The sequence below is a fragment of the Intestinimonas sp. UBA1698 genome (genome assembly GCF_002320075.1).
GTDB classification, from domain to species: domain Bacteria; phylum Bacillota; class Clostridia; order Oscillospirales; family Oscillospiraceae; genus Intestinimonas; species Intestinimonas massiliensis.
The window spans coordinates 1-21,211 of record NZ_DCJO01000031.1 but is presented as its reverse complement, the minus strand read 5'-3'; the positions used below and the strand labels follow the sequence as shown (position 1 = coordinate 21,211).

Sequence of the window (21,211 nt, the reverse complement as noted above, 5' to 3'; positions counted from 1 at the left end):
GCGGCGGCGGCGAGGGCGGCTGGAGGGTCTTTTCTCCTCCCCCTCTTTTCCCGGCTGCGGCTGGGGCTTGTCGCCCTGCTCGTCCTGGGGCCCCTTCGGAGGCCGCGGCTTATTCGGCCGGGGCGGCTGCTCCTGGCTCCTGGGCTGGCCCGCCTGGGGCTGGGCCGGGGCCTGCGCGCCTCCCTCCCCCGCCGGCTTGCGGCGGCGGCGGGACCGGCTGTGGCCCTTTCCCTCCCCCTGCTTCTCCGGCCGGGGCGGCTCTCCATGGTCCGGCTCCGCCGGGGCATCGGAGGCGCTGAACACCGCCTCCAGCGCCGCGGCCAGAGAGGACCGTTCCGCCGCCGCCCAAGGCTTGGCTTCCTCCTCCGGGTCCACATAGCGCAGCTTGGCCAGCTCCTCCGGCGGCGGGGCCACATAGCCCTCCGGCCGCTTGCCCTTGCCGCTGCGGACCACACAGACCTCGCAGTTGCGATAGCACTTGGGGGGCTCCTGGCTGTCCTCCAGACGCACCTTTACCTGCTCCCGGAGCAGATTCACCCCGCTCACCGTCCCTACGCCGTCCGGCGTCTCCACAAAGGACTCCTGCTTGGGACAGCGCTTCACCGCGTCCTCATAGGCCTCCTGCTCATACTTCAGGCAGCACATCAGCCGCCCGCAGGTGCCGGAGATCTTGGTGGGGTTCAAGGACAGGTTCTGGGTCTTGGCCATCTTGATGGACACCGGCTGGAACTCGTCCAAAAACGTGGCGCAGCAGAAGGGCTTGCCGCAGATGCCCAGGCCGCCCAGCATCTTGGCCTCGTCCCGGACGCCGATCTGCCGCAGCTCGATGCGGGTGTGGAACACCGAGGCCAGATCCTTCACCAGGGCCCGGAAATCCACCCGGCCCTCGGCGGTGAAGAAGAACAGGATCTTATTGCCCTCGAAGTTGTATTCCACCTCCACCAGCTTCATCTCCAGCTTGTGCTCGGCGATCTTCTCCTGGCAGATGCGGAAGGCCCGCTCCTCCTTCTCCCGGTTGCGCTGGAGGGTCTTCTTGTCCTCCTCGGTGGCCAGCCGAATCATGGGGCGCAGAGGCTGCACCACGGCGGAATCCTCCACCAGGGTGTTCTCCTTGACGCACTCGCCGTACTCCACGCCCCGGGCCGTCTCGATGATGACCCCCTGGCCGGGCTCCACCCGGACGCCCCGGGGGTCAAAATAATACTGCTTGCCGCCGCTCTTAAAGCGGACGCCGATAATCTCTGTCATGGGGTTACCTCGTTTTGTTTGGATTCCCGGGCATACTGCCCGCGCACAGCCAGCCCGCGATATGGCCCGGGCCCACGTTGAAGTCCAGGGCGGAGCGCAGGGCCTTTACATGCTCCGTCAGCGCCAGCGCCCGCTTGCGGTCCGGGCTGGCCAGCAGCCCCTCTCTTAGGCGCTCCACCGTCTGATCCAGCAGGGCGGCCAGGCCCTCCCGGTCCAGCTTCTCCAGGCCCACGCAGTATTCCATCCGCTCCAGCTCGCCGCCGGTGAGCAGCAGTCCCGCCAGCGTACGGGATTGCTCCACCAGGGCCGGGTCAGGCGCCTCCCCCGCCAGCCGGTCCAGCCGCAGCGTCTCGCATCGGGAGCGCACTGTGGGCAGCAGGTCCCCGTCGCTCTCCGCCAGCAGCAGGAAGGCCGCGTAAGGCGGGCCGTCCTCCAGCAGCTTGAGCATGGCGTTTTGGGCGCTGGCGTTCATGCTGCCCGCATTCTCGATCTGATAGACCTTCCGCGGCGCCTCGTTGGGCAAAATATAGGCGTCTGACCGCAGGGCCCGGACGGCGGCCACGTTCACGTCCTTCCCGTCCTCCCCCACCCGCACGATGTCCGGGTGGATGCCCGCCGCCGCCTTCCGGCAGCCCGAGCAGACGCCGCAGGGGGGATTCTCCCCCGTACACACATAGGACATGGCCAGCCGGTCCGCCGCCGCCCGCCGCGCGGCTCCCGCCGGCCCACTGAGGATATAGGCGTGGGACAGGCGGGAGGCTGCCGGCTCAGGCCCGTTCAAAGCGCTCAATGTCCACCACAAAGATGGTGGCCCCGCCCACCGTGACCTCCACCGGCATACTGGGGTAATAGCCGTAGCTCATCTCGGTGGTGGTGGGAATCATCTGCTTGCGGCTGTGGGAGTGCTCTTTGATGATATCAATCACGGTCTGCACCTTCTCCTCGTCCACACCGATGAGGATGGTCACGTTGCCCGCCATCAAAAAACCGCCGGTGGTGGCCAGCTTGGTGGAGGAGAAGCCCTTCTTCGTCAGCGCATGGGTGACGGCGTTGGCATCGTCATAGTTAATGATCGCAAGGACCAGTTTCATGGTTGTCCCTCCCATTACAAGGCGCACGGCGAAGTGATTACGCCTATCGTATTATCGGTATTATATCCTATTTCCGTCAAATAGGAAAGGTGTTTTTTTTCGATACGCTCCCCGGGGGCGATGACCGGCACGCCGGGGGGATAGGGGGCCACCTGCACCCCGCAGACCTCCCCCTCCGTCTGCCGCAGAGGGAGGTACCGCCGGGGCGCGAACAGGGCCTGCCGGGGGCGGACCACCAGCGGCGGAATACCGGGCAGGCCGGGACAGGAGCGGGTGGGGACGGGGGGCAGAGACAACCCCTCCAGCGCCGCGCGCAGCCGGGCAAACTCCGCCGCCCCATCGGCACAGGTGGCGATGAACACCACATGGCCGACGTCGGCCATCTCTGGATAGACACCCTGCCCCTCCAGCGCACCCTTCACACCAAATCCGTCGCGGACGCTCAGCACCAGACGGCAGGGGTCCAGCGCCAGGTCAGGCCGGGGCCGGAGGGCCGGGAGCTCCGCCCGCAGAGCCGCTACCTCCTCCGCCACAGCCCCATACGCCGCCGCGCCCCCATCCTCCAGCGCAGCCCGGCACAGGTCCAGAGCCGCCATCATGGGATAGGAAGGACTGGAGGAGCCATAGATGGAGCCCACCCGGCGCAGGTCATCCAGGCTATAGGTCCCGGAGGAGAACAGCAGAGCCGTCTGGCCCGGGGCCGGGAGGGTCTTATGGGCCGAGCAGACCACCAGGTCGGCCCCCCCATAGGCCTCCAGCCCCAGGAAGGGCAGATGGGCTCCGTGAGCCCCATCCACCACCAGCGTTCCACCGTGGGCATGGACGACCTGGGCAATGGCGGAAATATCCGACAACACCCCGTAATAGGTCGGTGATGTAATACAAACTGTTTTTATATCCGGGTGATTTTTCAGCTCATTGTCCACAAGCTGTGGAGAAATTGGTCCGGTCACTCCCTCGGTCAGCCAAGGGCGGGGCAGGTACACCGGCTGCAGGTCCAGCAGGGCCATGGAGTGATAGACCGAGCGGTGACAGCCCCGGTCCACCAGCACGCCGCCCCCCACGGAGCAGGCCAGCGTCAGGGCGGTGTGCAGGCCCTGGGTGGAGCCGCCGGTGAGAAACAGACAGGCCGACATCCCGAAGGCCGCCGCCCAGAGCTTCTCCGCCGCCTCAATGGGGCCGCCGGGGGAGAACAGGTCTCCCGTTGGGGGCAGCTCGGTGAAGTCCAGCTCCGACAGGCGGGACAATTCCGGCGCGGGCAGGGGCTTTCCATGGTGGCCGGGCATATGGAAGCGGAGGGGACCGGTATCGGCAAAGGCGCGCAGCGCGTCATAGAGCGGGGTATGGGACATCCGAAAGACCTCCTGTGTAAAAAAGCGGCGGGACGCAATCGTCCCGCCGCTCTTCCTCTGGATTTAATTTCTGTGCTCTCCCCGGGAGTAGGCCACCACCGTACGGCGATTGGGCTCGGCGCCGGTGGAGTAGGTGGTCACGTCGGGGTAATCCTGCAGAGCGGTGTGGATGACATGGCGCTCGTAGGCGTTCATGGGCTCCAGCGTGACGTTCCGGCGGTATTTGACCACCTTGCCCGCCACCTTCCGGGCCAGCCGCTGCAGGGATTCCTCCCGCTTAGCCCGATAGTTCTCCGCATCCACATGGATGCGCACCCGCCGGCTCTGCCCCTTGTTCACCGCATAGCTGGTGAGCTGCTGAATGGCGTCCAGAGTCTCTCCCCGGCGGCCGATGAGGGCGCCCAGGCCCTCGCCCAACAGTTCTACCTTGTAGTTGCCCTCTTCGGTGACCAGAATCCTGGGCTCGGCCTTTACCTCCATGCGCTCCAGCAGGCCGGTGAGGAATTCACGGATCTGAGCGGCCCTCTCGTCATCCCCGGCGGGGGGAGCGGCCACAGGCGCGGCCGCGGGAACCTCCGCTTTCGGGGCGGCGGGGGCGGGCTGGGCCGCCGCAGGCGCCTTTTTCGGCGCGGCCTCCTTCTTGGCGGGCTGCGCCGCAGGCGCGGGGGCGGGCGCCTCGTCCGCCGCTTCGTACGTCACCTTGATTTTGGCGGGAGTGCTGCCGATGCCCAAAAAGCCCGACTTGGCCCGCTCCAAAATTTCCACAGAGACCTCATCCCGGTCCAGGCCCAGCTCCCGCAGGGCCTTCTGGATGGCCTCCTCTTCATTCTTCCCGGTGGTTTCGATCCATTTCATCATTTGGTATCTTCTCCTTACTGGGACAGACTTACTGTTTGGTCTCGCCGTCCTGCTCCGGATCGGCGGTTATGTCCTTGACTTCCTGGTCCAGCGCCTTCCAGGGGTCGTCCACATCCAGGGTGGACTCCTCCGGCACGGCAGGGGTCTGCTCCGGCTGTTCGGCGGCCCGCTCCTCCAGGAGCTCCTCTACGACGGCCTCGTCGGCCTGGCACTCCAGGGCCTCCTCAGCCAGCTTTTTGGACGCCTCGGGCTCCTCCTGCTTCTTTTTGCCGAAAAAGCGGCGCTTCTTCTCCAGCGCCTCCTCCACGGCGGCCTCGTCCACCGGCTCGCCGGGGTCGCGGTAGGCCGTGGGACCCTCGGGACGGTAGCGGTAGGGATCGTAGGCCCGGCCCCGGGCATAAGCGCGCACGCCCACGCCGCTGACCGAGATCACGGACGCGTCGGACTTCTTTTTCTCCACGGGGAGCTTCTTCTTACCCTTGTTGGCTTTGGCGTCGGCCAGAGCCTGGGCCTTGCGCTCGGCCGCCTCCCGGCGGCGGCGCTTTTCCTCCTCCTTCTCCAGCCGCTCCTGCTCCTCGCGGGCGGCGGCGGCGGCCTCGTAGTCCTTCTTCAGCATCTTGCCCGCCACAAACTCCTGGAGCATGGACAGCAGGTTGTTGGCCACCCAGTACACACCCAGGCAGCCCGGCATCATAAAGCCGATCCACAGGGACATCAACGGGGACATAATCAGCATGCTCTTGCTGGTGGAATTCTGCTGCGCCGACTGGTTGTTCACCGAGTTGGTCTTCATGGAGATCAGAGAGAACACAAAGCCGGTGACAGCCGAGATGATCGGGATGAGGAACAGGCCGATGCTGTTCCAGTTGATGCCGTTGGCCCAGAACTTCAAGGTGGGGATGTCGGCCAGGTTCAGACCCAGGAACTGGAAGTTCAGGGCCTGTAGCTGATCGGCAAACTCCGCCACGGCGGGATTGGAGACGATCTCCTGGAAATTCTTGGCCAGCACGTCGGCCCCCTGAAGCTGCTGGTAGGCGGCGTTGCCCGCCGAGGTCATGTAGGAGCCCAGCACCTCCATCAGGGTCCCGATCTGGGTGGGGTTCAGGCCCATGGCATATTTCATGGGCTGACGGATGATGGCATACAGGGGGAACAGAATGAACAGCGGGACCATCGTCCACAGGCAGCCGCTCATAGGGTTGACGTTTTCCCGTTCGTAGAGCTTCTGCACCTCCAGATTCTGCCGCTCCCGGTCGTTGGCATACTTCTTCTGGATGGCCTGGATCTTGCCGTTGAGCATGTTCATCTGGATCATGCCCCGCTTGCCCTTCAGAGAGAAGGGGAAGAGGATCAGCTTGACGATCAGGGCGAAGACGATCAGGGCCGCGCCGTAGTTGCCGAAGACGTTGTAAAACAGCGTCAGCAGCCAGGTAAAGGGCGTGAGTACGTAGTACCAGATATCCATTGACTGGCCTCCATTTTTTGTAGTAGCGCTTAGGGTACAGGGTCGTATTCGATGGACTTCTGCCGGTGAAAGGGCTGACACTTCAGGATACGCCGGAGAGCCAGCCAGCCGCCCTTGCACGCGCCGTATTTTTCCACCGCCTCCAAAGCGTAGGCCGAGCAGGTGGGAATAAAACGGCAGCAGGGCGGCCGCCCAGGTGACACATACCTGCGGTAAAATCGGATCAGGCTCAGAAGCACGCGCTTCACGAGGCCTCCTCCTCCCCGCGGAGCAAGCCCAGCTTGTCCATCAGCTTGAGAAAGGAGTCCTCCAGCTTGGCATAGGGGGTAAAGACCGCACGGACCCGCGCCACCAACACGATGTCATAGCCGGATCTGATCCGGCCCTCGTTGGTGCGGTAGATCTCCCGGATACGGCGGCGCACCTTATTGCGCACCACGGCCTTTCCCACCTTTTTGCCCACGGTGAGGCCCAGACGGTTTCCGCCGGTCCGGTTTTTCCGGCAGTAGACCGCCAGGCAGGGCGAGGCCGCGCTCTTCCCCTTGGCGTAAAGCCGCCGGAAGGCATAGTTTTCTTTCAGGCTACTTGTGAATTTCAACCCGGCTTCTCCCCCGTCGCGCCCATAAAGCAAATGCTGCGTATGCACTGCAGGGGCGGTGGGAATGCTCCCCCGCCCCTTCATGAGCCTTATTTCGATTCCAGCCGCACGATCAGTAGGTCAGACGGGCGCGGCCCTTGGCGCGGCGGCGGGCCAGAACCTTTCTGCCGTTGGCAGTCGCCATCCGCTTGCGGAAGCCGTGCTCCTTGCTGCGCTGGAGCTTCTTGGGCTGATAGGTACGCTTCATGCTGTACACCTCCCATGCAAGGTATCGACGGGTCGTGCCCGTCCACCACAACGGCCGGTTTCCGGCCGCGGTCGTCAAAGGATACGCCCCCATCTTACAGGACGCGATTGTTATTATACTTCATGTTTTTATCCACTGTCAACCACATTTTTGTCCCTTTTCGCCGGGAAGTTTTCCGCCTTCCCGCCCCTACACCATATCTTGTGGTCTTTCGCGGGACGGACACAAAAATCCTATTTATTTTATAATGTATCCGCCCGTTTTTATTGCGTTCTCGTCCTTTTTTTGATATACTAAGTTGATACGAAATACGCTAGAATGGGAGGTCCTGCGATGAATTCCCCCGCAGACATCTGGGCACGTGTGCTCTCCCTGATGGAGGCGGATATGACCGCCACCACCATCCACACCTGGTTTGACGACACCGAAGCGGTCGCTCTGGAGGAGGACCGCTTTGTGCTCTATACCCCCTCCGACTTCAAAAAGGACATCATCGCCGCCCGCTATCTGGGCGCGGTGAAAAAGGCCCTGCACGAGCTGTTCTCCGCCGAATTCGACGTGCTGGTGCTGGGCCCCGGCGAAATGGAGCAGCGCAGGGCCCGTCAGAAAAAAGACGACAATTTCCTGCCCGGCACCGAGGAATATACCTTTGAGCGCTTTGTGGTGGGCTCTTCCAACAAGTTTGCCCACGCCGCCGCCCGGGCCGTGGCCGACCACCCAGCCCAGAACTACAACCCCCTGTTCATCTACGGGGAATCCGGGTTGGGCAAGACCCACCTGCTCTACGCCATCGCCCACACCATCCACAACAACCACCCCGATTACCGCATCGTTTACATCAAGGGCGACGCCTTCACCAACGAGCTCATCCAGGCCATCCGGGAGGGACGCAACCAGGAATTCCGGGAAAAGTTCCGGGCCGCCGACGTGTTCCTCATGGACGACGTACAGTTCATCGCCGGAAAGGATTCCACCATGGAGGAGATGTTCCATACCTTCAACACCCTCTATGAGACCAAAAAGCAGATCGTCTTTACCGCCGACCGACCCCCAAAGGAGATGCTCAAGCTGGAGGACCGGCTCAAGACCCGGTTCGAGTGGGGACTCATCGCCGACATCCAGCCGCCCGACTATGAGACCCGGATGGCCATTATCAAAAACAAGGCCATCCGCATGGGGGTGGAGCTGCCCGAGCCGGTGCTCCAGTATATCGCGGAGAACATCACCGCAAACGTGCGGCAGATCGAGGGCACCGTGAATAAAATCATGGCCCTGCGGGACCTGGAGGGCAGCGACATCGACGCCGCCACCGTCACCCGGGCCGTCCGGGACATGTTCAAGGACCCCACGGACATTCTGCCCACCTCCGACGTCATCATCGACGAGGTCTGCAAATATTACAGCATCGAAAACGACGTGCTCCGGGGACAGGGCCGGACCAAAGACACCGCCCTGGCCCGTCAGATCGCCATGTTCCTCATCCGGGAGATGACCAACATGTCCCTGAAGGAGATCGGCCGCGAGTTCGACAACCGGGACCACACCACCGTCCTCCACTCCACCGACCGCATCGAAAAGCTGAAAAAATCCAACCCCGACATCGCCGAGGTCATCAAGGACATCCGGGCCAACATCAACGCCCGGTATGAATGAGTTCCGTCGTTTTTTTGGTTGACATAATATTATAGCCCGTTTCGACTCCTTTCCACCGATTTTGTGGAAATGTGGAAAGGGGTCTGTGGATAAGCCTGGCCGATCTTTCCCCGCTGTGGAAGAGCGTAAAAAAACTTCCACACCCCCTGTGGGCGGAAAAGGGTTAGGGCCCCAACGGGTGGAGACGGTTATCCACAAAAATTTGCCCTACGGCATACTGTTTCTACAAATATCCTGTCCTCTCCTCCAAAAGCGGAGACGGCAGAGAGAAAGGAAGGAACCTGTCCATGAAGTTTTCCTGCGAAAAAGCTCTTCTGCAGTCCGCCATCGGCACCGCCGCCCGGGCTGTCTCCCCCAAAAGCTCCATTCCCGCTCTGGAGGGCATCCTCCTGGAGGCCGGAAACGACCTGCGCCTGACCGGCTACAACCTGGAGACCGGAATCCGCACCACCGTCCCCGCCCAGATCGAACAGGGCGGCAGTCTGGTCCTCTCCGCCCGGCTGTTCGGCGAGATCATCCGAAAACTGCCCGACGACGTGGTGGTCTTTTCTGCCGACGGCTATATGGTCCACATCTCCTGCGGCATGAGCCACTTCAATATCCTGGCCACCGACCCGGAGGACTTCCCCGAGCTGCCCAGTGTGGAGGATAAAAACGGCTTCACCATCAAACAAAGCGCCCTGGGCTCCATGATCCGCCAGACCCTCTTCGCCGTCAGCGACAACGAGTCCCGACCCATCCACACCGGCTCCCTCTTTGAGGTGGACTCTACCGGCGTCACTGTGGTGTCAGTAGACGGCTACCGGCTGGCCCTGCGCCATGAGTCCATTGAGGAGAGCGGCGGATTGCCCTCCTACTCCTTTGTGGTGCCCGGCGCTGCCCTCAACGAGGTGGAGAAGATCTGCTCCGACGTGGACGACCCCGCCACCGTCACCCAAGGCGAGCGGCACGTGCTGTTCCGCATCGGAGACACCATGCTGGTGTCCCGCCGGCTGGAGGGCGAGTTTTTGGCCTACCGCAACGCCATCCCCCGCAACAACGCCATCCAGGTGGTAGGCGAGACCCGCAAGCTGCTCGCCTCCATCGACCGGGTCTCCCTCATCATCAGTGACAAGCTCAAATCCCCCCTGCGCTGCGTCTTCGGCGACAACGTGCTGAGTATCACCACCAAGACCGGCATCGGTGACGCCGCCGATCAGTGCCCCATCGAGGGGGACGGCGGCGGACTGGAGATCGGCTTCAACAACCGCTATCTGATGGACGCCCTCAAGGCCGCACCCGCCGAAAAGGTGCGGCTGGAGCTCACCTCCGGCGTGGCCCCCTGCGTCATCCTGCCCGCCGAGGGGGAGGAGAATTTTCTCTATATGGTGCTGCCGGTGCGGCTGAAGGCATCCGAATAGCGAATGGAACCGCGGCAATACCGGCTATAACAGTAAGGAGCGAGTATGCAGAAACAAGACGTGAAAATCACCACCGCGTTCATCAAGCTGGACGCCCTGCTCAAATTCGCCGGGGTGGCCGGCACCGGCGGAGAGGCCAAGGAGGCCGTCCAGGCCGGCGCGGTATCGGTCAACGGGGAGGTGTGCACCATGCGGGGGAAAAAAATTCGCCCCGGCGACGTGGTCACCCTGTCCGGCGTGCAGATCAGCGTGCAATGATCGTCCGACGGCTGGAGCTGGACTTCTACCGCAACTACCCCCATCTGGAGGCAGACTTCTCCCCCGTCACCAACGTCATCTACGGAGAGAACGCCCAGGGCAAGACCAATCTGCTGGAGGCGCTGGCCTATCTATCCACCGCCTCCTCCCACCGGGCCCGGTACGACCGGGAGCTCATCCAGTTCGGCGTGGACTCGGCCTTCATCAAGGGGGAGCTCTTTTCCCGGGAAAGGGACTTCACTTTGGAGGCCCGGCTGTCCCGGACGGGCCGGAAACACCTGTTCTCCAACGGGGTGCGGCTGAAAAACGCCGGGGAGCTGTCCGGCATTCTGAATACTGTGCTGTTCTGCCCCGAGGACCTCTCCCTCATCCGGGAGGGGGCCGCCGCAAGGCGGCGCTTCCTCAACGAGTGCATCTGCCAGCTCCGGCCCCGTTACGCCGCCGCCCTGGCCGAGTACAACCGGCTCCACGAGCACAAGACCCGCATCCTCCGGGACTGGCCGGAGAAGCCCTCCCTGCTGGATACCCTGGACGAGTTCTCCCTGCGCATGGCCCAGACTGGCGCCATCCTCATCCACTACCGGGCCCATTTCGTCAAGCGGCTGCGGGAGACGGCTCCCGCCATCCACGCCGATTTCTCCGGCGGGCGGGAGCGGCTGGGGCTGACGTATGAGACCGTCAAGACGGTGACCGACCCGGAGGCCAGCCCCCGGGACATCCTGCCCCGGCTCCTGGAGCACCAGGAGGCCCACCGGCAGGCCGAGCTGGAGGCCCGCTCCTGCCTCACCGGGCCCCACAAGGACGACCTGAACGTGGAGCTGGACGGACGGAGCGCCAAGAGCTTCGCCTCTCAGGGGCAGACCCGCACCGCCGCCCTCTCCCTCAAGCTGGCCGCCCGGGAGATCTTTTTCCACGACACCGGGGAGTGGCCGGTGCTGCTGCTGGACGACGTGCTCTCCGAGCTCGACGCCCGCCGGCAGGAGTTCGTCCTCAACCGCATCCAGGGCGGCCAGGTCTTCATCACCTGCTGCGAGGACGACAAGCTGGAGGGATTGCGGGAGGGAAAGACCTTTCACATCCGGGCCGGCGCGCTGATTTAGCCGCCAACAGGAAAGGAACTGCATTTGGTCATTCTCATCGCCTTTGTACTGGCCCCCCTGGGGGCCGGTTTTGTGCTGGAATATCTGGTATGCCGCCTGTCCATGGGACACGGCAGACTGTGGAAGCTGCTGCCCCCCGTCCTGGCCGCCGCGCTGACCGGGGCGGTGGCCCTGGGCCGCTACCGGGTCTGGGCCTCGGCGGAATCCCCCCTGCCCACCCTCCTTTTCGTGCCCGGTCTGCCCGCCCTGCTGGGCTTTCTCGGCCTGCTGGCCGGGTGGCTGGCATGGCGGCGCATGTGGCTGCCCCGGGTGGTCAGGAACAAACAATCCGAGTAAAAGAGCGTTAGGAGCGTTTTATGTATCTGCACTTAGGCCAGTCGGTGGTGGTCCCCTTTCGGGATGTGGTCGGCATATTCGACCTGGATAACACCACCTCCTCCATTTATACCAGAAAATTCCTGGAGCGGGCGGAAAAGGAGGGCCGCGTGGTGGATGTGTCCGGGGACCTGCCCAAGTCCTTTACCGTATGCAGGACCGGCAAGGGTCCCCCTACCGTCTATCTGTCCCAGCTCTCCTCCGCCACTCTGCTCAAGCGGGTGGAGAACAACACCTTTGAATGAATGCCCATGCGGAGCACATCCATCCGCTCTCTTCCTCCAAAAAGGGAACGGGTGGATGCGCTCCGCAATCAAACCCAGGAGGTTTTAGAATGTCTGAAGAACTGGAAACCAACGAGATCGGCCAGATGGAACAGGTCGAGCACGAATACGGCGGCTCGGAGATCCAGGTCCTCGAGGGCCTGGAGGCCGTCCGCAAGCGGCCCGGTATGTATATCGGCTCCACTTCCTCCTCCGGCCTGCACCATCTGGTCTATGAGATCGTGGACAACGCCATCGACGAGGCCCTGGCCGGCTACTGCGACGAGATCAACGTCATCATCCGGGAGGGCGACATCATCACCGTCACCGACAACGGCCGCGGTATCCCCGTGGACATCCAGCCCCAGACCGGGCGGCCCGCCCTGGAGGTCGTCTATACCATCCTCCACGCCGGCGGTAAGTTCGGCGGCGGCGGCTACAAGGTGTCCGGCGGCCTCCACGGCGTGGGCGCCAGCGTGGTCAACGCCCTCAGCGAGTGGCTGGAGGTCCAGGTCCACAAGGACGGCAAGATCTATGAGATGAAATTCGCCCGGGGCAAGGTCACCCAGGAGATGACCGTGACCGGCGATACCGAAAAGCGGGGCACCATGGTCACCTTTAAGCCCGACCCCGAGATGTTCACCGACACCACCGTCTACGACTACGACATCCTCCACACCCGCATGCGGGAGGAGGCCTTCCTCAACGCCGGGCTGCGCATCCACACCATCGACCAGCGACCCGGCCGGGAGCAGCACGACGACATGTGCTACGCCGGCGGCATCCGGGAATTCGTCACTTGGCTCAACCGGGCCAAGACCCCCATCCACACCGGCGTCATCTATATGTCCGGACAGCGGGGGGACTCCATGGCCGAGTTGGCCTTCCAATACACCGACAGCTACAGCGAGACCATCCTATCCTTCGCCAACAACGTCCACACCCCCGAGGGGGGCATGCACGAGACCGGCTTCAAGCAGGCCCTCACCTCCACCCTCAACGCCTATGGAAAAAAGATGAACCTCCTCAAGGACGGGGACGAGATCAAGGGCGAGGACTACCGGGAGGGCCTGACGTGCGTCCTCTCCGTCAAGCTCACCGACGCCCAGTTTGAAGGCCAGACCAAGGCCAAGCTGGGCAACTCCGAAATCCGCACCCTGGTCAGCAGCATCGTTTCGGAGAAGCTGGAGGAGTTTTTGGAGGAGAACCCCGCCGTGGGCAAGGCCATCCTGGACAAGGCCCTCACCGCCTCTCGGGCCCGGGAGGCCGCCCGCAAGGCCCGGGAGTCCATCCGGCGTAAGACCGCCCTGGGCGGCGCCGCCATGCCAGACAAGCTGCGGGACTGCAATGAGGTCAACCCGGAGCTCACCGAACTCTACATCGTCGAGGGCGATTCCGCCGGCGGCTCCGCCACCCAGGGCCGGGACTCCCGCTTCCAGGCCATCCTCCCCCTGTGGGGCAAGATGCTCAACGTGGAGAAGGCCCGGGCCGACAAAGTCTACGGCAACGACAAGCTCCAGCCCGTCATCACCGCCCTGGGCGCCGGCATCGGGGACGAGTTCGACCCGAGCAAGCTGCGCTACCACAAGGTCATCATCATGGCCGATGCCGATGTGGACGGCGCCCACATCCGTACCCTGCTGCTCACCTTCTTCTTCCGCTTCATGCGGCCCCTCATCGAGCAGGGCTACGTCTACGCCGCCGTGCCCCCCCTCTACAAGCTGACCCGGGGCAAGGCCACCCGGGTGGCCTTCTCCGACGAGGAGCGGGATCGGATCTCCGCCGAGCTGCGGGGCGACAACCCCAACGCCAAGGTGGACATCAACCGCTATAAGGGCCTGGGCGAGATGGACCCCCACGAGCTGTGGGAGACCACCATGGACCCGGAAAAGCGCACCCTCAAGCGCATCGAGCTGGACGACGCCGTCAAGGCCGACGAGACCTTCACCATCCTCATGGGGGAAAAGGTGGAGCCCCGGAAGGAATTTATCGAGAAAAACGCCAAGTATGCCGTAAACTTGGATTATTGAGAAAGGAGTATCCGTCACAGCATGAAAAAAGCAAGATATGTAGTCCTCTGTATCCTTTTCTGCCTCACGCTGGCCGCCTGCGGGAGCAACCCGGCCGCAGAGACGCCGGAGCAGTCCCCTACCGCCGCCGTACAGACTCCCGCGTCCAGCCCTTCCGGCGCGCTGGAGCCGTCGCCCACGCCGGAACCGCCGCAGACCTCCCTGCTGACCGAGGAGAACGCCCCCGCACGGGCAGCCTATGGCGCCGCTCTGATGGAACTGCTGGATCACAATATTCTGCCCGACGGGACCGACTATTCCAACGGCTATATTGGCAGTATTGAGGATAGAGAGAGAATGGCGCAAAACCAGTTTGCCGTCTGGGATGTGGACGGAGATGGAAGAGAAGAACTGATCCTCCTCTACACCACCACTATAGTGGCCGGGGAGCGAGGCTTCGTGTTCGATTGGGACGAGGCGTCGGGAGAGCTGCGGACGCAGTTGGAGGAATTTCCCCTGCTCACCTTTTATGAAAACGGCGCCGTTATGGCGGGCTGGTCCCACAACCAGGGCAAGGGCGGAGATTTCTGGCCCTATTTCCTCTACCAGTATCTGCCCGAGACCGACGGCTACCAGCAGGTGGGCGCGGTGGATGCCTGGGACAGGGCCCTGGGGATCGAGGGCTATCCCGACCAGGTGGACCGGAGCGGAACGGGCTTTGTCTACTATATCTACGGGGATCTGGCGGCGGAATGGGACAAGGTCGAGCCGGTGGACGCCGCCGAGTACCACGCCTGGCTGGACCCCTATTTGGGAGAGGGCGAAGAGCTGGCCCTTCCCTATTGCCCGCTGACGGCGGAGAACATCCGGATGATCCAGACGGCGGGCTGACAGACCGTGACAAGCGAAATGCTTTTTGGAAGAAGAAAGGCTGTTTTTGAATGAGTAAGAAACCACAGTACGATCCCGAGGAAATCCGTTACCCGGACCAGGTCATCGTCACCTCTCCCCTGGTGCCCGAGATGGAGAAATCCTATATCGAATACGCCATGAGCGTCATCGTGGGCCGGGCCCTGCCCGACGTCCGCGACGGCCTCAAGCCCGTCCACCGGCGCATCCTATACGCCATGTACGAGGACAACCTGACCCACGACCGGCCCTTCAAAAAGTCCGCCACCTGCGTGGGCGACGTGCTGGGCCGCTACCACCCCCACGGCGACCAGTCCGTCTACGACGCCCTGGTCCGTCTGGCCCAGGACTTCTCCATGCGCTACCCCCTGGTGGACGGCCACGGCAACTTCGGCTCCGTGGATGGCGATCCCCCCGCCGCCTACCGTTACACCGAGGCCCGCCTGGACAAGATCTCCCAGGAGATGCTCCGGGACATCGACAAGGAGACCGTGGACTGGGACCCCAACTTCGATGAGTCCCGCAGGGAGCCCCGGGTGCTCCCCTCCCGCTTCCCCAACCTGCTGGTCAACGGCTCCTCCGGCATCGCCGTGGGCATGGCCACCAACATCCCGCCCCACAACCTCACCGAGGTCATCAACGCCACCATCTGCGTGCTGGACAACCCGGAGGCCACCCTGGCCGACCTGATGGAGCACGTCCACGGCCCCGACTTCCCCACCCGGGGCATCATCATGGGCCGCTCCGGCATCCGGGCCGCCTATGCAACCGGTCGGGGCCGCGTCATCATCCGGGCCCGCACCGAGTTTGAGGAGTTCGGTAAGGACCGCATCCGCATCATCGTCACCGAGATCCCCTATCAGGTCAACAAGCGCATGCTTATCAAAAACATGGCCGATCAGGTGGAGGATAAGCGGCTGGAGGGCATCTCCGACATCCGGGACGAGACCGACCGCAACGGCATGCGCATCGTCATCGAGCTCAAGCGGGACGCCAATCCCCAGGTCGTGCTCAACCGCCTGTTTGCCCAGACTCAGCTCCAGACCTCCTTCGCCATCAACATGCTGGCCCTGGTCAACAACCAGTCCCAGCCCAAGATTCTCTCCCTGCGCCACATTCTGGACGAATACATCGCCTTCCAGGAGGAGATCATCGTCCGGCGGACCAAGTACGACCTCAAGAAGGCCCAGGAGCGGGCCCACCTGCTGGAGGGCCTGCTCATCGCCCAGGACAACATCGACGAGGTCATCAAGATCATCCGCAGCAGCTACGACAACGCCAAGGAAAATTTGATGAACCGCTTCGGCCTGGACGACATCCAGGCCCAGGCCATCCTGGACATGCGGCTGAAGGCACTCCAGGGTCTGGACCGGGAGAAGCTGGAAAACGAGTACAAGGAGCTGGAGGAGCGCATCGCCTACTATCAGGAGCTGCTGGGCTCCGAGACCATGATCCGCCAGGTCCTCAAGGATGAGCTGACCGCCATCCGGGACAAGTACGGCGACGAGCGCGTCACCGAGATCCAGGACGTGGAGGACGAGATCGACATCGAGGACCTCATCGAGGAGGAGGAGTGCGTCTTTACCCTCACCGCCGCGGGCTACATCAAGCGGCTGCCCGCCTCCACCTACCGGGCCCAGCGCCGGGGCGGTAAGGGCATCACCGCCCAGACCTTGAAAGAGGAGGACGTGGTGGAGACCGTGTTCACCGCCTCCACCCACGACTATATCCTCTTCTTCACCAACAAGGGCCGGGTCCACCGGAAAAAGGGCTATCAGATTCCCGAGGCCGGCCGCACCGCCAAGGGCACCAACATCGTCAACGTCCTGCCGGTGGAGTCCGACGAGAAGGTCACCGCCATGATCCACCTGCGCCAGTTCCCCGAGGACCGCTACCTCACCATGGTGACCCGCAACGGCACCGTCAAGCGCATCCAGCTCTCCTCCATCAACACCGCCCGCAAGGCGGGCATCCGCTGCATCACCCTGGAGGAGGGGGACGAGCTCATCTGCGTCCGGGAGACCGACGGCGAGCAGGCCCTTCTCATCGCCACCCACGACGGCATGACCATCTCTTTCCTGGAGAGCGACGTGCGGTGCATGGGCCGGGACGCCTGCGGCGTCATGGGCATCCGGCTGCGGGACGGCGACTACGTGGTGGGGGCCGCCCGGGCCAAGTACGATCACCAGGTGCTGATGGTCACCGAGCGCGGCTACGGCAAGCGCACCCCCATGGACGAGTATTTCCGCGCCGACGGACCCCAGAAGCGGGGCGGCTACGGTCTGAAGGGCTATCAGGTCACCGAAAAGACCGGACCTGTGGTGGGGGTCAAGGTGGTCAGCGACGAGGACGATATCCTGGTCATCAACGACGCCGGCGTCATCATCCGCATGGCGGTGAAGGACATCAACGTCTACAGCCGCTCCGCCCAGGGCGTCAAGCTGATGAATCTGGACGAAGGGGTCAAGGTGATCTCCATCGCCCGCACCGACCACGAGGAGGAAGAGACCGGCGCGTCCGCCCCGGAGACGAAGGAGGGCTGATATGGATCGAAAGCGGAAACAGCGGGTCACCTATCGGCCCAGCAAGTCCAGCGGCGTGTTCGGCGGCGTGGTAGGGGTCATTTTCGTCCTAATCGGCGTGTTTGTGGTCATTCCCACCTTCGGACCCTTCGGCATCCTGTGGACCCTCTTCGCCGTGGCCATCACTGGAATGAACCTCTACCAGGCCTTCGGCAAGGGCTATGTGGGCCCCGAGATCCACATCGAGGAGGATGACGAAGGAACGTGTGAGACGCCCGCTCCCGTGGGCGGCGTATCCGCCCAGGACCGGCTCACCGAGCTGCGGGCCCTCTACGACCAGCGCCTTATCACCCAGGAGGAGTATGAGGAGAAGCGCAGGGAGATCCTAAAGGACCTGTGACAGGAGGCTTATGAAAACAGTCACCATCTACACCGACGGCGCCTGCTCCGGCAACCCGGGGCCGGGCGGCTGGGGCGCCATCCTCATGTACGGCGGCTTTCAAAAGGAGCTGTCCGGCGGGGAGGCGCACACCACCAACAACCGCATGGAGCTCACCGGCGTCATTACCGCCCTGGAGGCCCTGAAGGAGCCCTGCGCCGTGGAGCTCTACTCCGACTCGAAGTACGTCATCGACGCCCTGGAAAAGGGCTGGGCCAAGGGCTGGCGGGCCAGAGGCTGGGTCAAGGGGGACAAAAAGCCCGCCCTCAATCCCGACCTGTGGGCCCGGCTGCTGGACCTGTGCGACTACCACAAGGTCAACCTCCACTGGGTCAAGGGACATGCCGCCAACCCCTATAACAACCGCTGCGACGAGTTGGCGGTGGCCGAGAGCCGGAACCATAAGCAGTAAAAGAGGAGCGCGTGCGAAGAATCGCACGCGCTCCTCTTACTCTTTTACAAAATAGGCGATGCCCGCCGCGCCGGGCCCGGCGTGGGTGCCCACCACGCTGCCGATGTCGCTCTCCAGCCAGGACGTCAGGCCCAGCTTTTCCACAAAGTGCGCCCGGCACTCGGCCAGAACCGCCGGGGCGTCCGAGTGGCCGAAGGCCACGGGAAGCGTCAGGTCCGGCCGTTCCTGCTCCATCCGCCGATCCATCCACTGGAAGGCCGCCTTTCGACCCCGCACCTTGGCGGCGGCCTCCACCACCCCGTGCTGCACCTTGAGGATGGGAGTGATACCCAGCATCCCACCCAGCACCGCGGAGGCTCCCGAGATACGGCCCCCCATCTTCAGGTATTTCAGGGTGTCCACCACCGCCAGCAGCCGCACCCGCCCGGAAATGGCCTGGACCTCTTCCGCGATCTGGGCGGCCGATCTGCCCTGGTCCCGGAGCATTACAGCATACTCCACCAGAAGACCCAGCCCAAAGGTCACCGCACCCGAGTCCACCACAAAAATATGGGTCTCGTCCACAATGTCACGGGCAATTGAGGCCGACTGAAAGGTGCCAGAAAGCAGCGAGGACAAAAAGATCCCCACCACCTCGTCCCCGGCCTCCACATGGGTCCGGAAGCGGTTGACAAACTCCTCCGGATTGACCTGAGCGGTGACCGGCAAGGCCTCCGCACGCCGCAGGCGGTCATAAAACGCATGGTTGGTGATGTCCACCCCATCCCGGAAGGTCTCCTCCCCAAAGTGGACGGTGAGCGGAGCCACCTCCACCCCCAGCTCCGCCTGACGGGCGGCGGAGAGCTCACTGGTGCTGTCGGTCAAAATGCGAACCATGTCTGGTTACCCCCTTATTGGTCTGTTTTGCCGGTCCTTTTCCTGAAAAAAGCCGGCCAGATGGCCCAGCGCCCGGACCAGAACCCCGGTCTCCTCCTCCGTAAGGACCGCCAAAAGCCCGTCCACCATCTCCCGGTGGAAACGGGCATGGACGGCGTTGGCCGCCCGGGCCGCGGCTGTGGGCAGGATGCGAACCGCCCGTCGGTCCTTCTCGTCCCGGCGGCGCTCCAGATAGCCCTTCTTCTCCAGCAGCGTCACCGCAGTGGTCAGCGTCCCCGCCGTCACACGCTGGGCGGCGGCAATGGCGGTGGCCCGGTTGTCCCGGCCCTCCTCCTCCGCCCGGCAGACCTCCTCAATCAGGTGCAGCTCCCGCAGGGACAGGTCCGGAAACCGGCCCGCCAGGTCCCGCTCCTCCGTCCGGAGGATTTCGTTGAACACACGGACGAGAAAGAGATTCAGTTCCTTGCCGCGGTTTTCCATGCTGGGTCATCCTTTTCATTTGGTTTGAAAATCAAAGCGTTCCAAGCATAATACGGCAAGGTCCTTTTTGTCAAGGATATTTTGAAATTCAAAGTACTTTGAGCGGCAAAAAAACCGCCTGCCGAAGCAGACGGTTTTCCAGCGGCTCTTCCAATCAGGCCAGCTTGTTGAGCTTGATGGTCATGGCGCTCTTCTTGTTGGCCGCGTTGTTCTTGTGCAGCAGACCCTTGGCAGCAGCCTTGTCAATGGCTTTGACAGTGGCCTTGTAAGCGCTATCGGCCTCGCTGCGGTTGCCTTCGGCCACCACGGCTTCAAACTTCTTGATCTGGGTCTTCAGCGCAGACTTGGCAGCCTTGTTCCGCGCAGCCTTGGTCTCGTTGACCAGCACGCGCTTCTTGGCAGACTTAATATTCGGCAAACCAAACACCTCCTCCGATGCGATCTATTGGGGTATATTCTGCCCGTGCAGATACTTATTTTAACAGCCGGGCGGGAAAAATGCAACTGATTTTTTCGGTTTTTTCACATTTTTTTGTATATCACAGCCGTTGCCGCTAAAAATAGCGGATGGAGTATGAATACGGCACAAGATATTGATGTGTGGAGGCAAAAAACAATGCTGAAAAGACGGACGGATCTGGCGCTGGAGGCCAAGGAGCTGTGGACCGAGTCGGCGGAGAAGGAGACCAAGCTGGAGGGCGTCCGGGCCCGGGACAGCCTGCGGGAGGGGTATCAGGTCACTACGGTGGATATCCTGGACGAGCAGGGCGCCAGCTCTTTGGGCAAGCCGGTGGGCTCCTATGTGACGGTACAACTGGACGCCCTGGCCCGCCGGGAGGAGGACGCCTTCGGCCGGGCCGCCCGGGCCATTGCCGCCGAGCTGAATGGGCTGCTCAAGCTGCCCGAGGAGGCCACATGCCTGGTGGTGGGGCTGGGCAACCGGGCCATTACCCCCGACGCCATCGGGCCCGGGGTGGCCGACCACACCATGGTCACCCGCCATCTGGTGGAGCAGGCACCGGAGCACTTCGGTTCCTTCCGGCCGGTAGCGGCCTTGGCCGCCGGAGTGCTGGGCACCACCGGCGTGGAGAGCGGCGAACTGGTAAAGGCGGTAGCGGAAAAGATCCGACCGGGCTGCATCATCGCGGTGGACGCCCTGGCCTCCCGATCCATGGACCGGGTGTGCACCACCGTACAGTTGGCCAACACCGGCATTGTCCCAGGCTCCGGCGTGGGCAACCACCGGGCCGCCCTCAACCGGGAGACCTTAGGCGTCCCCGTCATTGCCGTGGGAGTACCAACGGTAGTGGACGCCGGGACGCTGGCCGCCGATATTCTGGCGGAGGCCGGGCAAGAGGGGCTGGACCCGGAGGCCCTGGCCGGGGCCGGCGAAGGGCTGATGGTCACGCCCAGAGACATCGATCAGCGGGTGGCCGACCTGGTCAAGGTCATCGGGTACGGGATCAACCTGGCGCTTCAGCCTGGCTTGACAATCGAGGATGTGGATCTGTTTCTGAGCTGAGGCGGACCCGATGACCAGCGTGCAAAGCACGCCGCCGCGCAAGCGGCGCAGCCCGGCGGAATTGATTTTCGCCGGACGCAGATAAAATACGGGGCCCCCGTGGGATGTCCATCCCATGGGGAACAGCGGGTAGG

Annotated in this window: 23 protein-coding genes and 1 pseudogene; 12 read left to right on the top strand and 12 right to left on the bottom strand. The window is 63.3% G+C overall.

Annotated elements, in window-relative coordinates; genetic code table 11:
- Positions 1-429 precede the first annotated feature (429 nt).
- The 9 genes and pseudogenes from B3H64_RS06480 to rpmH all read right to left on the bottom strand — a co-directional run.
- A pseudogene (locus B3H64_RS06480) lies at positions 430-1,248 on the bottom strand (PSP1 domain-containing protein); the annotation flags it as partial.
- 4 nt (positions 1,249-1,252) lie between these two features.
- Complete coding sequence (locus B3H64_RS06475) at positions 1,253-2,029, bottom strand: DNA polymerase III subunit delta (protein ID WP_278894048.1); 777 nt, start codon at positions 2,027-2,029, stop codon at positions 1,253-1,255.
- Positions 2,016-2,339 (bottom strand): cyclic-di-AMP receptor, encoded by a 324-nt coding sequence (locus B3H64_RS06470; protein ID WP_050617508.1) that lies wholly within the window; start codon positions 2,337-2,339, stop codon positions 2,016-2,018. Before B3H64_RS06470 ends, B3H64_RS06475 begins: the two co-directional genes overlap by 14 nt.
- Positions 2,340-2,353: 14 nt before the next feature.
- The gene (locus B3H64_RS06465; RefSeq protein WP_286733887.1) at positions 2,354-3,691 is read right to left on the bottom strand and encodes an aminotransferase class I/II-fold pyridoxal phosphate-dependent enzyme; all 1,338 of its coding nucleotides are present in this window, start codon (positions 3,689-3,691) and stop codon (positions 2,354-2,356) included.
- Between the two features lie 63 nt (positions 3,692-3,754).
- A complete protein-coding gene (gene jag / locus B3H64_RS06460; RefSeq protein WP_238073069.1) occupies positions 3,755-4,549 on the bottom strand; it encodes an RNA-binding cell elongation regulator Jag/EloR in 795 nt (264 codons plus the stop codon).
- A gap of 28 nt (positions 4,550-4,577) precedes the next feature.
- On the bottom strand, positions 4,578-6,014 hold the full coding sequence (locus B3H64_RS06455) for a YidC/Oxa1 family membrane protein insertase (RefSeq protein ID WP_238073068.1): 1,437 nt from the start codon (positions 6,012-6,014) through the stop codon (positions 4,578-4,580).
- A gap of 29 nt (positions 6,015-6,043) precedes the next feature.
- Positions 6,044-6,262, bottom strand: a complete 219-nt coding sequence (gene yidD, locus B3H64_RS06450; RefSeq protein ID WP_050617504.1) for a membrane protein insertion efficiency factor YidD — start codon at positions 6,260-6,262, stop codon at positions 6,044-6,046.
- Positions 6,259-6,612 (bottom strand): ribonuclease P protein component, encoded by a 354-nt coding sequence (gene rnpA, locus B3H64_RS06445; protein WP_286733885.1) that lies wholly within the window; start codon positions 6,610-6,612, stop codon positions 6,259-6,261. The genes yidD and rnpA overlap by 4 nt, the downstream gene beginning before the upstream one ends.
- A gap of 112 nt (positions 6,613-6,724) precedes the next feature.
- Positions 6,725-6,859, bottom strand: coding sequence for a 50S ribosomal protein L34 (gene rpmH, locus B3H64_RS06440; RefSeq protein WP_050617502.1), 135 nt, complete (start codon positions 6,857-6,859; stop codon positions 6,725-6,727).
- Between the two features lie 333 nt (positions 6,860-7,192).
- On the opposite strand from rpmH, the gene dnaA reads away from it, so the two are divergent.
- From dnaA to rnhA, 11 genes are all read left to right on the top strand, one after another.
- Positions 7,193-8,512 (top strand): chromosomal replication initiator protein DnaA, encoded by a 1,320-nt coding sequence (gene dnaA, locus B3H64_RS06435; protein ID WP_050617501.1) that lies wholly within the window; start codon positions 7,193-7,195, stop codon positions 8,510-8,512.
- A 287-nt stretch (positions 8,513-8,799) separates the two neighbouring features.
- The gene (dnaN, locus tag B3H64_RS06430) at positions 8,800-9,912 is read left to right on the top strand and encodes a DNA polymerase III subunit beta (RefSeq protein ID WP_050617500.1); all 1,113 of its coding nucleotides are present in this window, start codon (positions 8,800-8,802) and stop codon (positions 9,910-9,912) included.
- A 45-nt stretch (positions 9,913-9,957) separates the two neighbouring features.
- Positions 9,958-10,170 (top strand): RNA-binding S4 domain-containing protein, encoded by a 213-nt coding sequence (locus tag B3H64_RS06425; RefSeq protein ID WP_050617499.1) that lies wholly within the window; start codon positions 9,958-9,960, stop codon positions 10,168-10,170.
- A complete protein-coding gene (gene recF / locus B3H64_RS06420; protein WP_050617498.1) occupies positions 10,167-11,270 on the top strand; it encodes a DNA replication/repair protein RecF in 1,104 nt (367 codons plus the stop codon). Before B3H64_RS06425 ends, recF begins: the two co-directional genes overlap by 4 nt.
- 24 nt (positions 11,271-11,294) lie before the next feature.
- Positions 11,295-11,606, top strand: coding sequence for a Tat pathway signal protein (locus tag B3H64_RS06415; RefSeq protein ID WP_094762339.1), 312 nt, complete (start codon positions 11,295-11,297; stop codon positions 11,604-11,606).
- 20 nt (positions 11,607-11,626) lie between these two features.
- Positions 11,627-11,890: an extracellular matrix regulator RemB gene (remB, locus tag B3H64_RS06410; protein WP_050617496.1), complete on the top strand. Its 264-nt coding sequence runs from the start codon at positions 11,627-11,629 to the stop codon at positions 11,888-11,890.
- Positions 11,891-11,979: 89 nt separating this feature from the next.
- Positions 11,980-13,938, top strand: a complete 1,959-nt coding sequence (gyrB, locus tag B3H64_RS06405; protein WP_286733880.1) for a DNA topoisomerase (ATP-hydrolyzing) subunit B — start codon at positions 11,980-11,982, stop codon at positions 13,936-13,938.
- Positions 13,939-13,959: 21 nt separating this feature from the next.
- On the top strand, positions 13,960-14,808 hold the full coding sequence (locus B3H64_RS06400) for a lipoprotein (protein ID WP_286733877.1): 849 nt from the start codon (positions 13,960-13,962) through the stop codon (positions 14,806-14,808).
- Between the two features lie 50 nt (positions 14,809-14,858).
- Positions 14,859-17,369, top strand: a complete 2,511-nt coding sequence (gene gyrA / locus B3H64_RS06395; protein ID WP_286733875.1) for a DNA gyrase subunit A — start codon at positions 14,859-14,861, stop codon at positions 17,367-17,369.
- Between the two features lies 1 nt (position 17,370).
- A complete protein-coding gene (locus B3H64_RS06390) occupies positions 17,371-17,748 on the top strand; it encodes an SHOCT domain-containing protein (protein ID WP_238073060.1) in 378 nt (125 codons plus the stop codon).
- 10 nt (positions 17,749-17,758) lie between these two features.
- Positions 17,759-18,199, top strand: coding sequence for a ribonuclease HI (rnhA, locus tag B3H64_RS06385; protein WP_050617491.1), 441 nt, complete (start codon positions 17,759-17,761; stop codon positions 18,197-18,199).
- Positions 18,200-18,235: 36 nt separating this feature from the next.
- On the opposite strand, the gene B3H64_RS06380 is transcribed toward rnhA, so the two are convergent.
- From B3H64_RS06380 to rpsT, 3 genes are all read right to left on the bottom strand, one after another.
- Positions 18,236-19,075 (bottom strand): DegV family protein, encoded by an 840-nt coding sequence (locus tag B3H64_RS06380; protein WP_286733871.1) that lies wholly within the window; start codon positions 19,073-19,075, stop codon positions 18,236-18,238.
- 6 nt (positions 19,076-19,081) lie between these two features.
- Positions 19,082-19,555: a MarR family transcriptional regulator gene (locus B3H64_RS06375; RefSeq protein WP_286733869.1), complete on the bottom strand. Its 474-nt coding sequence runs from the start codon at positions 19,553-19,555 to the stop codon at positions 19,082-19,084.
- A gap of 154 nt (positions 19,556-19,709) precedes the next feature.
- A complete protein-coding gene (rpsT, locus tag B3H64_RS06370) occupies positions 19,710-19,973 on the bottom strand; it encodes a 30S ribosomal protein S20 (protein WP_050617488.1) in 264 nt (87 codons plus the stop codon).
- Between the two features lie 198 nt (positions 19,974-20,171).
- Here rpsT and gpr point away from each other — a divergent pair, with 198 nt between their 5' ends.
- Positions 20,172-21,077, top strand: a complete 906-nt coding sequence (gene gpr / locus B3H64_RS06365; RefSeq protein ID WP_050617487.1) for a GPR endopeptidase — start codon at positions 20,172-20,174, stop codon at positions 21,075-21,077.
- Positions 21,078-21,211 lie beyond the last annotated feature (134 nt).

Excerpts from the sequence above, each read along its gene's own strand:
- B3H64_RS06380 (WP_286733871.1), bottom strand. The coding sequence starts at position 19,075 with ATGGTTCGCATTTTGACCGACAGCACCAGTGAGCTCTCCGCCGCCCGT.
- recF (WP_050617498.1), top strand. The coding sequence starts at position 10,167 with ATGATCGTCCGACGGCTGGAGCTGGACTTCTACCGCAACTACCCCCAT.
- B3H64_RS06455 (WP_238073068.1), bottom strand. The coding sequence starts at position 6,014 with ATGGATATCTGGTACTACGTACTCACGCCCTTTACCTGGCTGCTGACG.
- rnhA (WP_050617491.1), top strand. The coding sequence starts at position 17,759 with ATGAAAACAGTCACCATCTACACCGACGGCGCCTGCTCCGGCAACCCG.
- dnaN (WP_050617500.1), top strand. The coding sequence starts at position 8,800 with ATGAAGTTTTCCTGCGAAAAAGCTCTTCTGCAGTCCGCCATCGGCACC.
- dnaA (WP_050617501.1), top strand. The coding sequence starts at position 7,193 with ATGAATTCCCCCGCAGACATCTGGGCACGTGTGCTCTCCCTGATGGAG.
- B3H64_RS06400 (WP_286733877.1), top strand. The coding sequence starts at position 13,960 with ATGAAAAAAGCAAGATATGTAGTCCTCTGTATCCTTTTCTGCCTCACG.
- B3H64_RS06375 (WP_286733869.1), bottom strand. The coding sequence starts at position 19,555 with ATGGAAAACCGCGGCAAGGAACTGAATCTCTTTCTCGTCCGTGTGTTC.
- remB (WP_050617496.1), top strand. The coding sequence starts at position 11,627 with ATGTATCTGCACTTAGGCCAGTCGGTGGTGGTCCCCTTTCGGGATGTG.
- gpr (WP_050617487.1), top strand. The coding sequence starts at position 20,172 with ATGCTGAAAAGACGGACGGATCTGGCGCTGGAGGCCAAGGAGCTGTGG.
- B3H64_RS06390 (WP_238073060.1), top strand. The coding sequence starts at position 17,371 with ATGGATCGAAAGCGGAAACAGCGGGTCACCTATCGGCCCAGCAAGTCC.
- gyrB (WP_286733880.1), top strand. The coding sequence starts at position 11,980 with ATGTCTGAAGAACTGGAAACCAACGAGATCGGCCAGATGGAACAGGTC.
- jag (WP_238073069.1), bottom strand. The coding sequence starts at position 4,549 with ATGATGAAATGGATCGAAACCACCGGGAAGAATGAAGAGGAGGCCATC.
- B3H64_RS06465 (WP_286733887.1), bottom strand. The coding sequence starts at position 3,691 with ATGTCCCATACCCCGCTCTATGACGCGCTGCGCGCCTTTGCCGATACC.
- rpmH (WP_050617502.1), bottom strand. The coding sequence starts at position 6,859 with ATGAAGCGTACCTATCAGCCCAAGAAGCTCCAGCGCAGCAAGGAGCAC.
- gyrA (WP_286733875.1), top strand. The coding sequence starts at position 14,859 with ATGAGTAAGAAACCACAGTACGATCCCGAGGAAATCCGTTACCCGGAC.
- B3H64_RS06425 (WP_050617499.1), top strand. The coding sequence starts at position 9,958 with ATGCAGAAACAAGACGTGAAAATCACCACCGCGTTCATCAAGCTGGAC.
- B3H64_RS06470 (WP_050617508.1), bottom strand. The coding sequence starts at position 2,339 with ATGAAACTGGTCCTTGCGATCATTAACTATGACGATGCCAACGCCGTC.